The following is a 13963-nucleotide window of genomic DNA, read 5'->3' on the forward strand; positions in this document are numbered from 1 at the left end:
CTGTCAGCGGCCGCCCCTAGAGTGCTCCGCATGGGAACGACCCCACTAGAACATTTGCTACAGGAAAGCCCGGACGACCTCGCCGCCTGGCGCGCGTACAGCGACGTGCTGTCGGAGCAGGACGACGCCCGGGGCAGGCTCATCCAGCTGGAACTGCGGCTCGCGCGCGAGGTGCGGGACCGTGAACGCGAGGCACTGCGGAGCGAGATCGACCGGCTGACGGAGGAGCATCAGGAGAGCTGGGACGCCGAACTGCCAGAGGGAGTGACGGCTGTCGCGCGCTGCCACGGCTTCGCCACCAAGGTGGCCGTCGACTGGTCGCGGGAGGCACCCGCACGCATAGCCGAGGCCCGGCAGGGCCGGTTCGTGACCGGCCTGCGGATCAAGCCGGGCGCCGCCGCCGAGGAGTCGGACGCCGAGTACTTCAGCGCCGGGCCCGACATCGACGAGTACGACATGCCGTTCCCGCCGCCGCCTCATGAGGCCGGTGGCCTCGCGGACCTCGACCTCGGCGGGATCCGCGAGCTGGACCTCTCGTACTTCCGCATCGGCGATCCCGGCGCCGAGGCCCTCGCCGCCGCGGCCTCGTCCGGGCGGATCGAGACGCTCGACCTGCGCTACTGCGGCATCGGCGACGACGGCGCGGCAGCCCTGGCAGCCTCCGGGAGCTTCGGCGACGTACGGCGGCTGCACCTCCAGTACAACCGGCTCACCGGCGAGGGCGTGCGCGCGCTGGCACGTTTCGAGCGGCTTGAGGCGCTCGACCTCCGGTACAACCGGATCGGCGCCGATGGCGCACAGGCCCTGATCGAGGCACCGTTCGCCGGTTCCCTCACGCGCCTGCTTCTCCACCGCCGGGACGTCTCCGACGCCGGTACGGAGTTGCTGGCGTCCGCCCCTCAACTCCCGTCCGCGCTGCGCAGCTTCTGGAGGAGCGTATGAGCGCCGAACTCCGTGACCGTTTCTTCGCCCTGTCGGCCGGCCCGGCCTCCGAGGACGAGGTGGCCCGCTACCGCGCCGAGGTCGACGCGACCGACACCGAGGCCGCCGCCGTGCTCGACGGGCTGTCGGTCTCCTGGCACCCGACGGCGCGTTTCAAGGCGGTGCGTTTCGTCGACGCGGAGCGTATCGACGAGGCAGCGCGCGAGCTGTTCGCCCGGCCGAGCGAGGGCGCGCCGCACCTGGCCGCGGTGTTCGTGGACCCACGTGAGCTGTCGTTCCGCACCTTCGAGAACATCGTGCCGCTTGACCGGCTCTTCACGGACGTGCCCCTGGAACTCACGCTCACCGGGCCCGTGGAGCTGGCGCGGGACGCATACGCGGCGCGGCTGCGGCTGCCGGACGCCGACCGCGCCCGCATCGAGGGCCTGGACGAGCTGGACCTCTACGTCCCGCCGCTCAACTCCGGCTCCCGCGGCGGTGAACGCTACATCTTCCACTCGGCGCTGCTGGCCGACGCGCTCACCGAGGCGGTGTCCAAGGCGCTGCCCGCGGCGGTGCTCGACGGCTTCTCGCACGTGAATCCGGTGTTCCGGTGCAACCGCTTCGAGCCCGGCGACGCCAACTTCCACCATCACCGGGACACGCCCTACTACGACGCCGCCCGCGGACACGTGTCCCGTTACACAGTGCTGCTCTACGTCACCGGCGGCTCGGGCGAGCCCGCGCTCGACCTCGCCGGGGGCACCGCCCTCACCGACATCGAGCCCTTCACCTGCGTCATCTTCGACCAGCGGTACGAACACGAGGGCGCGCCCTACCGCCACGGCCGCAAGGTCTTCCTGCGCACCGAACTCGTCTTCGAGCAGGCCGAGTCCGAGATCGCTCACGACGAGGGGATCGGCGCGCTGTTCAGCAAGGCCTGCTACCTGACCGGTGAGAGTGTCTTCGCCCCGGAACTCGCCCGGCACGCCGACGCGTACTACAACCAGGTTGCCGCCGCGCACTGGAACGGCCCGCGGACCGGTGACGCGGCGAGTGAGCCGTTCGTCCACAAGCGGTTCCGCGGGGTGGACTTCGTCGCGAACGGCTACGACTTCTGGTTCGCCAAGGACGAGGGGCTCTCGCTCACGGAGTGCGCCGCGATCACGCTGCTCGACTACTTCAACTGCAAGCTCGGCGGGACGGCCTTCCGTGACGCGTGCGGGTCGTCCGTGATCGAGGCCACGGGCACGGACTGGATTCCCGGCTTCCTCGCCGAGCGGCGCGGCGGAGGCGGTCGGCGCACGGCGGACGCCGTCGCGGCGTTCGACAAGTCCCTGCTCTTCCCCGAGCCGGAGGAGACGGAGTCGTGCTGCCCGTTCCACGCGCAGGGCAGGGTCGGCGCCACACGCCTTGGCGACATCGTCGGCCTGAACGAGGCGGCGCAGTCCTTCGCCAGGGCGCACATCATGCCGGCGCCCCTTCTCGTGCTCGGCCAGGACGTGGTCCTCGACCCGGAGAAGTTCGTGGTCCGGGGCAACCAGATCCATATTCTCGGCAAAGAGCCGCTCGCCCCGGTGAACTTCGCGGCCTGCTGGAACTCCAGTGGCCTGCCCGGGAATTACATCGATGTGGCGGCCACCGTCGGTGCGGCGCACTTCCTCGTCCCGCCGATCGTCTTCACCGAGACGGACGACTGCTACCACCTGCAGTTCGACTTCTTCCGCAACACGTGGATGGTGAAGCACGAGCAGTCGCCGGTGCCCGTCCCCAGGATCCGCGATATCGACGAGATGGACTTCGACCCCGACGACTACGACACGCCCGTCGAAGCGGGTGTGGCCTATCCCTGGATGGACGCGGTCGCCCCCGCACTGGTCGAGGGGTCTTCCGGGGAGCGCAGGGCCGCCCCGTGGTGGGCCGAGGAGAACCCTCGCGTCGATGAGCTTCTCGCCCACCTTGAGGACATCGCGGAGGAGCGCGACGACTACGACGACGATGACGACGTTGACGACGAGGGATGAGCAAGAGGACGGCGCAGCGGAAGAGCGGCCCCTGCCTGACCGCCACCGCGGAAGCCGCCAGCACAGGAGACGCGTCCTCCTGATCGGCTGACGGCCCCGGCCCGGGAGGGCTTCGTCCTCCCGGGCCGGGGACCTGGGGCATACGGCCCCAGGCGGCGGCTGCCGCCGCGAACGTGCGTCAGTCCTGTTCGTGGTGGATGAGGACCTCGGTCAGGAGGCGCGTGAACGTCTCGCGGTCGGCCGGGGTGAGGGGGCGCAGCAGGTCGTCCTGCACCTCGTCCAGCACCACGTCCATGCGCCGCAGCTGTTCGAGCCCCGCCGGGGTGAGCGTGACCCTGTTGCGCCGCCCGTGCTCCGGGTCCGGCGAGCGGTCGACGTGACCGTTCGCGACGAGCTGGTTCACGACCGCCACGACGTCGCTGCGGTCGATGCGGCACCGGCGGCCGATGTCGGCCTGGCTCGACGGCCCGAACTCGTGCAACGCCCCGAGGACGCGGTAGTGGTACCCGCGCGCGCCCGTGGCGGCGAAGCCACCCATCGCCAGTCGGTGCGCGTGTACGGCGAGCTGGGTGATCAGCCAGCTCGGCTTCCTCGCCATGCGGTCGGGGGTCTCGTCCATACCGACCACTCTAATGTGTTGGCCGAACCAACATTCAGGGGGTAATGTAGGGGCAACCAACATAGGTCTGATCCCGCAGGAGATCCCGTGTCCCCTTCCGATTCCCACGCCATCGTGCCGTTCCGCGTCGCCGTCCCCCAGGCCGACCTCGACGACCTCCACGATCGCCTCGCCCGCACCCGCTGGCCCAACGAAGTCGCCGACGCGGGCTGGGACTACGGCTTCCCGCTCGCCCGCCTCAAGGAGCTGGCCGAGCACTGGCGCACCCGCTACGACTGGCGCGCCCACGAGGCCAGGCTCAACCAACTGCCCCACTTCACCACCGAGATCGAGGACCAGACGATCCACTTCGTCCACGTGCGGTCCCCGAAGCCGGACGCGCTCGCCCTGGTCCTCACGCACGGCTGGCCCGGCTCGTTCCTGGAGTTCCTGGAGGTGATCGAGCCGCTGTCGCGCGACTTCCACCTGGTCATCCCGTCCATCCCCGGCTACGGCTTCTCCGGCCCCACGCACGAGCGCGGCTGGGACGCCACGCGGATCGCGCGGGCCTGGGCGGAGCTGATGCGCCGCCTCGGGTACGAGCGGTACGGCGCGCAGGGCGGCGACTTCGGCTCGGGCATCTCCCAGGCCCTCGGCGTGGTCGCGCAGGAGCACGTCGTCGGCGTGCACGTCAACTACCTGCCGGTGCGCCCCGATCCGGACGTCCCCGTGTCCGCCGGGGACGAGGCCAGGCTCGACAAGATCAGGGCGCTGATGGCCGACCGCCCGCCCTTCCAGGCCCTCCAGGCCCTCACGCCGCAGACCATCGGCTACGCGCTCACCGACTCGCCGGTCGGCCAACTTGTGTGGATCGCCGAGCGGTTCGCCCAGTGGAGCGACCCCGCCACCCCCGTGGACGACGAGCGGATACTCACCGACGTGTCCCTGTACTGGCTGACCGCCACGGCGGCCTCCTCGGCGCGGCTGCACCACGACGTGCCGCGCGGCACCTTGCCGTGCAAGGTGCCGATGGGCGTGGCGGTGTTCGCGCACGACATCACGCAGTCGGTACGGCCGCTGGCGGAGCGGCTGTTCGACATCCGGCACTGGTCGGAGTTCGAGAGCGGCGGCCACTTCGCCGCGATGGAGGTCCCGGAGCTGTTCGCCGAGGACGTCCGCGCGTTCTTCCTCGCCCGCGTTGAGGAAGAACGTGTGGCCGGCGCTCGTTAGCCGCCCGGCGGCCGGGGGTTTGACCCCGCCGCCGAAACCGTGACCATGGCACCCGAAGACGAAACGTCCGTCGAGTGCGGCGACCACCCCCGCGCCCCTATAGCCCTCGTGCTGCCCGTTCCCCATATGGGGCAAGGCTGCGCGAGGGCTTCAGGCACTCTTGACGGGTCCTCGCTATCTGGGCAACCATCAAGCAATCGTCTGCAATTGGATCGGCACAGGGGGTTGCCATGCGCTTGCGTTTCCTTGGAATCATTCCGAACACCGGCAAGGATGACTCGCCCACCATTTGGCTGGACGAAGACACCGGCGATCTGCTGATCCAGTCGTACACCGCGACGGAAGAAGAAGTGAAGGCATGCCAGGAAATTGGTTCCATTCCCGGGCACGGCACCGGCGTGCCGGGCCATGAGAGCATCATCCGCCTCCCCAAAGTCATGATTCAGTACATCCCGCGCCCGGATGGAGACCAGCCGAGTGAAGCCCCCCGCCCGTGAGCCACTGGCAAAGGCCAGGGCCTCCGCCATTCATCTTGAAGTTCGTGACCACTATGCCAGTAGCGACCCGGACTACTTGGAATGGCGCAACGGGAACAGAGAGTTCACGCCCGAAAATCGGGATAGCTGGTGGGAAGGCTGGCACGACGCTGTTCACTCGGCCGTTGGTCGTGGAGTGAAAGTGCGGAGGGCGCGCGTTGTCTCGGAACCGTTGAGTGAGTATGTGCAATGGGAGTACGCCTACACGCTGACCAACTGCTTGGCCGGGGAAGAAGTGCGTTGGCTTCCCCGGAGGGCGGCCAAAGATCTTGCTGTGCCTGCCGTGGACTTCTGGGTATTTGACAGTAGTCTCGTCCTCTTCCACCATTTCAGCGGTGATGGTGTTCTGATGGAACGCGAGTACGTCGAAGATCCCGAGTTGGCGAAGTGGTGCACAGCATCCTTCGAGGTCGTCTGGGAGCGTGCGACTCCGCACGAAGGGTACGCACCGGTCTGATCGCCATGCCTCGATCGGAATCCTCCAGCGTTCAGCAAGCTCGTCAAATGCTTGCGGACAGGCTTCGCGAACTGGCGAAAGATGCCGGGTTGGAAGGAAAGGGGCTGGCTGCTTTGTGCGGCTGGCATCCTTCCAAAGTATCTCGCATCGCAACCGGGAAAACTCGGCCAAGTGAAGATGACATCCGCATCTGGTGTACTGCTTGTGGAGCGGAAGACCAGGTGCCGGATCTTGTTGCTTCTCTACGTGACGTAGAGGGTATCTGGCGTACCTGGCGCCGACTGGAGCGGGCGGGTCTTCGACGTTCTCAGACCGAAAGACTTCCGTTGTACGAGAGGACCCGCAGGTTTCGTTCGTACGGCTCGTGGGCCTTTCCTGGACTGCTGCAAACCTATCGGTACACCGAAGACGTGTTACGGATGATTCAAAAGCAACGGGTCGCGCTGGATGACGTAGCCGATGCGGTGGCTGCGAGAATGGAACGGCAGCGAGTTATGCACGAAGGGCGGCGGACCTTCGCGTTCCTGATCGAGGAGTCCGTTCTGCGAAACTCGTTGAGTTCCCCCGAGGCGCACGATGAGCAGCTCGCGCATGTCGTGACGGTGATCGGGCTGGCCAATGTGAGCATTGGGGTCATTCCTGCGCGTCGGCGGCGCACGCAACTTCCCGTTGAAAATTTCTGGATCTACGATTCCACCCAGGTGAATGTCGAACTGGTTTCCGGGTATCTCACGCTTACGCAGCCGAGTGAGGTAGAGGCGTATGCGGATACTTTTTCGCGGATGGCGGAGATGGCGGTTTACGGAGCCGAGGCGAAAGAGCTGATCAACAGAGTGCGGCAAGCGATCTTGTAGGCGACGTGCAATCACGTAGAAGCGGCTTGGTCGCCTGTCGCTGAGTCACCTAGCGTAGTGCGGAATCGCGCTACGCAAAGGGGCAGTTGGTGAGGTAAGGACGACACCGAACCGCCCGAGCCATGCGCGCTGCTGGTGGAACTGACTCCGGTCCGGTTGCGGCCGCCCTGACGTGTCGCCACCCGGGACGGCTACACCACCGAAGGGAAGGGGAGACCTTTGGAACCGTCCGACAGGGCCAGGCTCAACACCTACTGGTCACGCATCGCGGCCGACTTCGCCCCTGAGCCGGCTGCCCGTCCGTCCTCACTGCTCATCACGCACTTGCTGCCCGAGCGGCCCGCGTTCGTGCGTGCCGTGGGAACCGTCTCCGACCTGCGCGCTGTGCTTCCCAAACCGAAGTCGATCAACGACAACGCTCGGCGTGAAGTGGAACGCGCCTTCACTGTGGATGAGTTGACGCGCGAGCTGTTCACCGATGCGGACTCGGCGCTGTCCTACCTGGAAGGCCGGGCGGCCGGTGAGCGGCTCGTTCTGCTCGACGTGGGCGGGTACTTCGCGCCCGTGCTGGACGACCTGTGCGCGCGCTACTCCGGCACGATCCTGGGCGTGGTCGAAGACACGGAGAACGGCCACAAGCGCTACGCGGAGCGGGCCAAGCTGCCGTGCCCCGTGGTCTCGGTCGCTCGTTCTCCGCTCAAGGACCCGGAAGACTTCCTGGTCGGTCAGAGCGTGGTGTTTTCCGCCGAGGCGCTGTTGCGTGAGCGCGGGGACATCCTTCACGGCCGTTCCGCGCTCGTGATCGGTTTCGGCAAGCTCGGGTCCAGCATCGCCCGTCTGATGCATGCGAAGGGGGTTCATGTCACGGTGTACGACATCGACCCCGTGCGGCGTGCACAGGCGCTCTCGCAGGGGTTCGGGGTCGCCCGGGACCGGGATGCGGCCATCCACGCCGCCGGGCTCGTCCTGTGCGCCACGGGATCTCTCTCCCTGCGGGGCGAGGACTTCCCCACGCTGCGAAACGGCGCGTACGTCGCCACGGTCACCAGCTCGGAGGATGAGTTGGAACTGTCCAGCCTTCCGGAGGGCTACCGGCGTTCCAACTTCGGTGCCCACGTCACCCGGTATGAGACGAGCGGCCACTACTTCTACTTGCTCAACGGCGGGGAAGCGGTCAACTTCCTGCACGGTGCGAGCGTCGGACCGTTCATCTTCCTGGTGCAGGGCGAGATCATCGCGGCGACGCGAGCGATAGCCCGGGGTGGACTGTCACCCGGGATGCATGAAGTCCCCGCCGCCGACCGAAGCGCCATCGCGGCGCAGTGGCTCAACTACTGGAACAGGTAAGGCACATGGCCATTTCCCCCGCACACATCCGGACCGTCCTCACGGGCTACGCGGACGAGCACCCCGAGGACAAGGACAGCCTTGCCCCGGTGTTCGCCGCGCTGGACCGGGACGACGACCCGACCAGCCGCAGCACGTCCCCGCTGCACGTCACCGCTGGGGCCGTGCTCATCGACGACGCCGGGAACGTGCTGCTGATCCACCACAACGCAACCGGCAAGTGGCTGACCCCGGGTGGACACCTGGAGCGCGAAGACTCCGCACTCATGCGTGCCGCGCTGCGGGAACTCGCCGAGGAAACCGGCGTGGACAGCGGGTTTCTCCCCATCCTGGAGATGCCCGTTCACGTGGACGTGCACGACATCCCCGAGAACCCGGCGAAGGGGGAGCCCGCACACCAGCACGCGGATTTCCGGTTCGTTTTCCGCACGGTCCGTGAGGTGACCCCCCGGATTCAGGAGGAGGAGGTTTCCGCCGCCGAGTGGCGACCACTGAACGACCTGCCGACGACTCTGCACAAGCGCGTCGCCGCGCTGGTGTAGTACCCCGAAGCCCCACCCGACGCGCGTACTCTCCGTTCCGCCGGGCGGGTGGTCGTCGGCCGCCGCGTGAGGTGGGGTCGGCGGCACGGGTCACTGCGTCCGGGGTGCGGTCCCCGCCGTACCTCTGACCCGCGAGAGCCCCGCAAGGCGGTCCCTCCCCCAGGCTGCCGGGTGGGGCTCTCGTGCGTCTGGGGCGGGGTCGGTGGTCCTCAGTCTTCCTTGAACAGGCAGAACTCGTTGCCGTCCGGGTCGGCCAGCACGGTGTTGTCCGCGTGCCGGGCCTGAACGGTCGCGCCGAGGGCGGTCAGGCGCTCGGTCTCGGCCTCCGGGTCCTGGGCGAATACGTCCAGGTGTACGCGGTTCTTGGCGACCTTGGACTCGGGTACGAGCTGGAACCACAGGCGCGGTCCGCCGTCGGTCGTCTCCACGAGCACGGTCGGGTCGTCCTCGATGCTGGTGATCCCGGCGGCGCGCAGCCGGGCGAGTTCCGCCTCGTCGTACGGGGCGACGGCGTAACCGTCCAGGGCGGCGGCCCAGAAGCGGGCCGTGGCCGCGGGGCGGGAGCTGTCGAAGACGATGTCCTTGAGTCGTGCCATGCGGGGCATGGTTCACGCACCGGGCGACGTTGTCGAACGATTTCCGCCGCGCGGCTCCAAACCCGGCCCGACTCTACGAGGCGCGTGTTGGGTCGGCGAGGTACCCGCCGGTGGCGGCCCCGAGGAACGCGGTCCACGCGGCAGCGGAGGCGTAAGCGGTCGCGGCGGTGCGGTCCTTGGTGTCCCGGAAGGCCACCGTCGGCGCGAGGGCGACCTCGACGCAGCTACCGCCCTGGTCGTTGCTGTAGGAGGAGACGCGCCAGTGGAGTTGGGTGTCTGTCGTCACGAGGAGATGGCTTCCCAACGGCGGTGCCAGCTATGGCGACCGGCCTGATCGTGGCCGGATAGGGCTGGCCCCCGCACAGTGGTGTGGTTTGCGGGGGCCAGGGGACATCCGGTGGTTAGGAAGCGTCCGCTGGGGCAAAGCCACCGGTGGTGGCCGCCCCGAGGAACGCAGTCCATGCCTGGGCGGAGACACGCGCTGTACCGCCGGTGCGGTCCTTGGTGTCTCGTACGGCGATGCCAGGTGTCCCGGCGAGAGCGACCTCGACACAATCCCCACCGTGGTCGTTGCTGTAGCTCGACACGACCCAGCGGATGTCGGCCGTCTGAGACTTGCTGTTGATCATCCGTCAGTGCTCCTTAATAGCCTTCTTGATCATAGTCAGGGACTCTTCGTGGCCTGGTGCCAACGCTTGGATGTCCGCGAACGCATCGGCGTAAAGGCTGACGTTCTGCTGCCTGCGGCTGATCCAGGCGTCGGCCAGGCTCTCCAGGTAGACGATCGACCGGGGTCCGGCACCGTCGGGGAAGCGGAACAGCACGAAGCTGCCGTTCATCCCGGCGTGCGCTCCCACGGAGAACGGGACGACCTGCACCCTTATGTTGGGCAGGTTTTCGGCCCTTTCCACGATATGAGTCAGTTGTTCGCGCATGAGATCTGCGCTGCCGACGCGGCGCCGCAAGACCGCTTCGTTGATGATGGCCGTGTACTTGAGAGGTCTCTGCACGCGGCGCAGGACCTCCTGCCGGTTCATGCGAATCGTGACCTGCCGAGCCACGTCAGTGGGGCTGAGTCCGCGATAGGCGCTCTGGTGGATTACCCGGACGTATGCTTCGGTCTGCAAAAGACCCGGAACGTATTCCGCCGCATAGTTGTGCAGTGACGCAGCGGTGGCCTCCAGGCCAAGGAATGCTCGGAAGCCAGGTTCGATCGCCGGGCGGTATTCCGGCGACTGCCACCAGTCCTTGCGTGTCTTGGTGACCGCTGCGTACTCCATGAGCAACGCGCGTGTCTCGTTGTCGATGCCGTAGATCTCGCTCAAGGCCATGACGTCGGCCTGCTCGACGGTTGCGTTCTCCCCTGTCTCCAAGCGGGTCAGTTTGGACGGGCTCCAGAGGAGCTTCCTGACGACATCGGCGCCCGAAAGCTCGGCTGCCAGACGCAATCGACGCAGCTCACTACCCAGTTGCAGCCTGCACAGCGCGGGCGTGGCTGACTCGGTGTCCATGGTCATCGGCGATCCTTCCGTGTACCAGTCTGACGTGTGATGTTCCGCTCCGGCAAGGAACGTTCTGCGCCACAGCAGAACGTTCTTCGGTCCGGCGCAACGTGTCGGTGGTGGGCGGGAGTTCTCGGGAGAAATTGATGACCAGAATTCTCAATTCCGGCCTGTAGCCCCCGCGTTCTGCTGGGATGCTGATACCTGCGAAGCGTAGCCGTCCCGACGCTAACAGTCATGACGGTAACCGCATTTGCGCCGCGAAAGGCGCGGGAAAGTCAGGAGGGCAGTCATGACGGTTCCGGTCCGGTTCTTCGAGGAGCGTAGGCACGCGTTCGCGTGGGACTTACTCGCTCAGGCCCGGGGGATCGAGACGTGGCGGCGGACCTTGGCTCTCGTGCTGCGCGACTGGGGGGCCTCCGGGCCCGCGGTCGAACTTGCGTGCCTGGGGGTGAGCGAGCTGCTGGCGAACGTCGTGCGGCACGTGGACGACCCCCGTTGCCGTCTCGCCGTGGTGCTGGACGGGGAGCTGGTCGGGGTGCTGGTGCACGACCGTTCGACGCGGCTGCCCGTCGTGGTCGAGCCCGCGTGGGACGCGGAGTCGGGACGCGGCCTCTGGATGTTGCGGGCGATGGCCGAGGAGTTCGGCTGCGAGACGGTGCACCAGGGCAAGGCCGTGTGGTTCGGCCTGCACCTCAACTGCGGGGAAGCGGCGGCGTGATGAGGACGGCGAGGCGGATCGGCTTCGTACTGGGGCTGGTGTCGGTGGTCGGCGGCGGCTTGTGGCTGGGGGCCGTGCTGCTGATCCTGTGGATCACGCGGGTGATCGGCGCGCACGACCACGAGGAGCCGCCGCGTGACCGGTGAGAGCACCGGGGCGGAGCCGTCGTGGTCCGTCGGCCTCTGCTGGCTCTGGTGCGGGCACAGGAACACGCTCGTGACCTGGATCGGGACCGTCTCCACCGGAACGCCCGCCGTCGCCGCGCCGCTGTACGCCTGCGGGCCATGCCTCGAAACGTTGCAGGGCGCGGTGGAGGACCACGCGCACGCCAGCGCGCACCTGCCGGTGGACGAGGAGGGGCGTGACGTACCGCTGTACGTCACGCCCGGCCTCTCCTCGCCGCGCGCGGTGCGCGCGCGGCCGGGCGGGCGGCACCGCAGGCCGCGCACGACCCTGGGCCGCCGCTGGCAGCGGTTGATCGACGGGGACGACCCGGAACCGTCCATAAGCACGACCGAGAAGAGAGGAGTGCGGCAGATGCCGTACCGCGAACGTTCCTCGTCCCTTGCTGTGGCGGCGGCGGTGGGGGCCGCGTTGGGGGTGGCGGCGGTGCGCGCGCCGCGCGGGCGGACGCGGAAGGGGCTGCGGCGGCTGGTGAGGCTGGTGGACGAGAGCTGGTTCTGCTTCTACCAGGGCGTGTTGATCTGGCTGGACGAGGACCCGGCCGGTGCGCGCGACCCGCACGGCAAGCCGCCGCCCGCCGGGATAAGGGTGGTGCCGGAGGAGGAACTCGTCCGCCGCATCTTCGCCCCGGACAACGCGGCCGGGGCGGAGCCGCGTACCGACTGAGCCCGCGGCCGGGTCACGGGGGGCGATGGTGACTGTCAGTGGTGGGTGGCAGGATCGCTGGCATGGTGTTCGTACGTACTACTCCGCCGCGGTCCGTCGATGTGGCCGTGGTCTTTCCTGAACTGGCTCCGCTGGCGCGGGAGGCGATCCGGCTGCATCCCCGGCCGGGGGCGCCTTCGGTGGGGGACAGCTCTGTCGGGGGGCCGCTGCTGTGGCCGGCCGGGGAGCCGTGGCCGCACTGCGAAGAGGAACACGTGGACAGCGGGTTCCGCACCTCGCTCGCGCAAGCGCGGCATCTCATGCGCGTGCTCGCCCGGCGGCGCGCCGACCCTGACGGGCCCGCGTTCACGCCTGAGGAGAGTGCGGTCAGGGACCGGCTCGCCGTGCGGTACATGGAGCGGCTCGACGCCGGTCCGCTGCCCTCGGAACAGCCGGTCCCGCTGCTGCCGGTGGCGCAGCTGTATCTGCGCGACATACCCGTGCTGCGGCCGCCGGGGCAGGCCGATGTGCTCCAGGTCCTCTGGTGCCCCTACGAGCACGAGTCGTACCCCAAGCCGTTGACCAGGCTGTTCTGGCGGTCCGCCACCGACATCACCGATGTCCTCGCCGCGCCGCCGGAGCCGTTCGAGGTGGAGAACGACGACTACGTGCCGGTGCCGTGCCTGCTCGCGCCTGAAGCGATCACCGACTACCCCCACAGTTACGAGGTGGACCCGGAGATCCAGGCCGCGCTGGAGGACTGGGACCGATGGCTGACGGCCGAGGCCGGGGTGAGCCCGGAGGCGCGCGAGATGCTGGAGGAGTGGAGAAGGCAGCAGGAAGCGGGCGAATACCACTCCGAGTCGTATGAACCTCGGGTGTTCTACGACGAGTGCCTGGGTGAGGCTCCCGGCTGGAAGGTCGGCGGCTGGCCGCCCTGGGGCCGCACCGACCCCGACCCCCAGTCCTGCACGGTCTGCGACGCCCGGATGGTTCCCCTGCTGACCATCGCCTCCTACGAATGGGACGGCGGCGCGGCACGCAGCTGGGCACCGCAGGAGGAACACGCCGCCGCCTACGCCGACAGCCACCGGGCCGGCAACGACCCCTCACAGCCAACCCAGGTGCAGGTCGGCAGCACCGACAACATGCAGCTCTACATCTGCCCGACTTCCCCCGACCACCCCCACACCGACCTGATCCAATAACCCACCCCACCGCTTGGCATGCACCCCAGCCGAACGAGGACGTGTGCCAAGCCTTCCGCACTGATGCCCAAAACCCTGCCTGCGCGGGGAAGAGCACGCGATCTCCACGAACTGCTCGACCGTCGCGGGAACACCCCCGCGTGCGCGGGGAAGAGTGCTCCAAGTCCACTACGCCCGCCGTCACGACGGGAACACCCCTGCGTGTGCGGGGAAGAGGGCGCCTCACGCTCGACCTTGGCCAAGCCGGAGGGAACACCCCCGCGTGTGCGGGGAAGAGTGGTAGGCGCAGCGGGCGAGGGCCAGGGCTTCGGGAACACCCCCGCGTGCGCGGGGAAGAGTACAACCTGGGCGTGTGTGAGCACGGCGTCGTGGGAACACCCCCGCGTGCGCGGGGAAGAGGCCATTGACGGCAGCGAAAGCACGGCGGACGGGGGAACACCCCCGCGTGCGCAGGGAAGAGAGCGGGCCGGGCTCCTCGCGGTCGCCCAAGGGGGGAACAACCCCCGCGTGCGCGGGGAAGAGCCCCCCGTGGCCGAGGGGGGCGACAACCCCGAGGGAACACCCCCGCGTGCGCGGGGAAGAGAGCGTCGGCAACGTCG

Annotated in this window: 17 protein-coding genes and 1 CRISPR repeat array (1 of these 18 running past the window's edge); of the genes, 12 read left to right on the top strand and 5 right to left on the bottom strand. The window is 68.2% G+C overall.

The features are described from left to right. Positions 1-30 precede the first annotated feature (30 nt). Both ACIBPC_RS02825 and ACIBPC_RS02830 read left to right on the top strand, forming a co-directional pair. Positions 31-942, top strand: coding sequence for a hypothetical protein (locus ACIBPC_RS02825; protein WP_398840808.1), 912 nt, complete (start codon positions 31-33; stop codon positions 940-942). Then, positions 939-2945 (top strand): hypothetical protein, encoded by a 2007-nt coding sequence (locus ACIBPC_RS02830; protein ID WP_398840810.1) that lies wholly within the window; start codon positions 939-941, stop codon positions 2943-2945. Before ACIBPC_RS02825 ends, ACIBPC_RS02830 begins: the two co-directional genes overlap by 4 nt. Positions 2946-3123: 178 nt before the next feature. On the opposite strand, the gene ACIBPC_RS02835 is transcribed toward ACIBPC_RS02830, so the two are convergent. Continuing rightward, a complete protein-coding gene (locus ACIBPC_RS02835; protein ID WP_362955651.1) occupies positions 3124-3564 on the bottom strand; it encodes a MarR family transcriptional regulator in 441 nt (146 codons plus the stop codon). A gap of 87 nt (positions 3565-3651) precedes the next feature. Between ACIBPC_RS02835 and ACIBPC_RS02840 the strand changes: the two genes are divergently transcribed. The 6 genes from ACIBPC_RS02840 (at position 3652) to ACIBPC_RS02865 (ending at position 8509) form a co-directional block, all read left to right on the top strand. After that, on the top strand, positions 3652-4773 hold the full coding sequence (locus ACIBPC_RS02840; RefSeq protein WP_398840812.1) for an epoxide hydrolase family protein: 1122 nt from the start codon (positions 3652-3654) through the stop codon (positions 4771-4773). A gap of 230 nt (positions 4774-5003) precedes the next feature. Further along, on the top strand, positions 5004-5270 hold the full coding sequence (locus ACIBPC_RS02845; protein ID WP_398840814.1) for a hypothetical protein: 267 nt from the start codon (positions 5004-5006) through the stop codon (positions 5268-5270). Then, the gene (locus ACIBPC_RS02850; RefSeq protein ID WP_398840816.1) at positions 5251-5766 is read left to right on the top strand and encodes a DUF6879 family protein; all 516 of its coding nucleotides are present in this window, start codon (positions 5251-5253) and stop codon (positions 5764-5766) included. Before ACIBPC_RS02845 ends, ACIBPC_RS02850 begins: the two co-directional genes overlap by 20 nt. Before the next feature lie 5 nt (positions 5767-5771). Next, positions 5772-6620: a helix-turn-helix domain-containing protein gene (locus ACIBPC_RS02855; protein WP_398840818.1), complete on the top strand. Its 849-nt coding sequence runs from the start codon at positions 5772-5774 to the stop codon at positions 6618-6620. A gap of 219 nt (positions 6621-6839) precedes the next feature. Next, positions 6840-7967: an adenosylhomocysteinase gene (locus tag ACIBPC_RS02860; RefSeq protein WP_398840819.1), complete on the top strand. Its 1128-nt coding sequence runs from the start codon at positions 6840-6842 to the stop codon at positions 7965-7967. After that, positions 7943-8509, top strand: coding sequence for an NUDIX hydrolase (locus ACIBPC_RS02865; protein ID WP_398840821.1), 567 nt, complete (start codon positions 7943-7945; stop codon positions 8507-8509). Before ACIBPC_RS02860 ends, ACIBPC_RS02865 begins: the two co-directional genes overlap by 25 nt. Before the next feature lie 209 nt (positions 8510-8718). On the opposite strand, the gene ACIBPC_RS02870 is transcribed toward ACIBPC_RS02865, so the two are convergent. From ACIBPC_RS02870 to ACIBPC_RS02885, 4 genes are all read right to left on the bottom strand, one after another. Continuing rightward, a complete protein-coding gene (locus ACIBPC_RS02870) occupies positions 8719-9105 on the bottom strand; it encodes a VOC family protein (protein ID WP_398840823.1) in 387 nt (128 codons plus the stop codon). Positions 9106-9178: 73 nt separating this feature from the next. Further along, positions 9179-9391 carry a DUF397 domain-containing protein gene (locus tag ACIBPC_RS02875; RefSeq protein WP_398840824.1) on the bottom strand — a complete coding sequence of 71 codons (213 nt, stop codon included), beginning with the start codon at positions 9389-9391 and terminating at the stop codon, positions 9179-9181. 115 nt (positions 9392-9506) lie between these two features. After that, complete coding sequence (locus ACIBPC_RS02880) at positions 9507-9734, bottom strand: DUF397 domain-containing protein (RefSeq protein ID WP_398840825.1); 228 nt, start codon at positions 9732-9734, stop codon at positions 9507-9509. Positions 9735-9737: 3 nt separating this feature from the next. Beyond that, positions 9738-10622: a helix-turn-helix domain-containing protein gene (locus ACIBPC_RS02885; RefSeq protein WP_398840827.1), complete on the bottom strand. Its 885-nt coding sequence runs from the start codon at positions 10620-10622 to the stop codon at positions 9738-9740. A gap of 277 nt (positions 10623-10899) precedes the next feature. Between ACIBPC_RS02885 and ACIBPC_RS02890 the strand changes: the two genes are divergently transcribed. The 4 genes from ACIBPC_RS02890 to ACIBPC_RS02905 all read left to right on the top strand — a co-directional run bounded on the left by ACIBPC_RS02890 (position 10900) and on the right by ACIBPC_RS02905 (position 13364). Continuing rightward, the gene (locus ACIBPC_RS02890; protein WP_362955670.1) at positions 10900-11328 is read left to right on the top strand and encodes an ATP-binding protein; all 429 of its coding nucleotides are present in this window, start codon (positions 10900-10902) and stop codon (positions 11326-11328) included. Beyond that, positions 11328-11474, top strand: a complete 147-nt coding sequence (locus ACIBPC_RS02895) for a hypothetical protein (protein WP_398840828.1) — start codon at positions 11328-11330, stop codon at positions 11472-11474. The genes ACIBPC_RS02890 and ACIBPC_RS02895 overlap by 1 nt, the downstream gene beginning before the upstream one ends. Next, positions 11464-12177, top strand: a complete 714-nt coding sequence (locus ACIBPC_RS02900) for a hypothetical protein (protein ID WP_398840829.1) — start codon at positions 11464-11466, stop codon at positions 12175-12177. Before ACIBPC_RS02895 ends, ACIBPC_RS02900 begins: the two co-directional genes overlap by 11 nt. A 62-nt stretch (positions 12178-12239) precedes the next feature. Further along, positions 12240-13364 carry a hypothetical protein gene (locus tag ACIBPC_RS02905; protein ID WP_398840831.1) on the top strand — a complete coding sequence of 375 codons (1125 nt, stop codon included), beginning with the start codon at positions 12240-12242 and terminating at the stop codon, positions 13362-13364. Positions 13365-13429: 65 nt separating this feature from the next. Then, a CRISPR array of direct repeats spans positions 13430-13963; the repeat unit is 29 nt; unit sequence GGGAACACCCCCGCGTGCGCGGGGAAGAG (it continues 167 nt past the right edge of the window).

This window comes from Streptomyces sp. NPDC049879 (assembly GCF_044461265.1).
Lineage (GTDB): Bacteria > Actinomycetota > Actinomycetes > Streptomycetales > Streptomycetaceae > Streptomyces.

What these genes read in the sequence shown, in the direction of transcription:
- ACIBPC_RS02855 (WP_398840818.1), top strand. Translation starts at nt 5,772, where the DNA reads ATGCCTCGATCGGAATCCTCCAGCGTTCAGCAAGCTCGTCAAATGCTT.
- ACIBPC_RS02835 (WP_362955651.1), bottom strand. Translation starts at nt 3,564, where the DNA reads ATGGACGAGACCCCCGACCGCATGGCGAGGAAGCCGAGCTGGCTGATC.
- ACIBPC_RS02890 (WP_362955670.1), top strand. Translation starts at nt 10,900, where the DNA reads ATGACGGTTCCGGTCCGGTTCTTCGAGGAGCGTAGGCACGCGTTCGCG.
- ACIBPC_RS02830 (WP_398840810.1), top strand. Translation starts at nt 939, where the DNA reads ATGAGCGCCGAACTCCGTGACCGTTTCTTCGCCCTGTCGGCCGGCCCG.
- ACIBPC_RS02895 (WP_398840828.1), top strand. Translation starts at nt 11,328, where the DNA reads ATGAGGACGGCGAGGCGGATCGGCTTCGTACTGGGGCTGGTGTCGGTG.
- ACIBPC_RS02845 (WP_398840814.1), top strand. Translation starts at nt 5,004, where the DNA reads ATGCGCTTGCGTTTCCTTGGAATCATTCCGAACACCGGCAAGGATGAC.
- ACIBPC_RS02825 (WP_398840808.1), top strand. Translation starts at nt 31, where the DNA reads ATGGGAACGACCCCACTAGAACATTTGCTACAGGAAAGCCCGGACGAC.
- ACIBPC_RS02885 (WP_398840827.1), bottom strand. Translation starts at nt 10,622, where the DNA reads ATGACCATGGACACCGAGTCAGCCACGCCCGCGCTGTGCAGGCTGCAA.
- ACIBPC_RS02880 (WP_398840825.1), bottom strand. Translation starts at nt 9,734, where the DNA reads ATGATCAACAGCAAGTCTCAGACGGCCGACATCCGCTGGGTCGTGTCG.
- ACIBPC_RS02870 (WP_398840823.1), bottom strand. Translation starts at nt 9,105, where the DNA reads ATGGCACGACTCAAGGACATCGTCTTCGACAGCTCCCGCCCCGCGGCC.
- ACIBPC_RS02905 (WP_398840831.1), top strand. Translation starts at nt 12,240, where the DNA reads ATGGTGTTCGTACGTACTACTCCGCCGCGGTCCGTCGATGTGGCCGTG.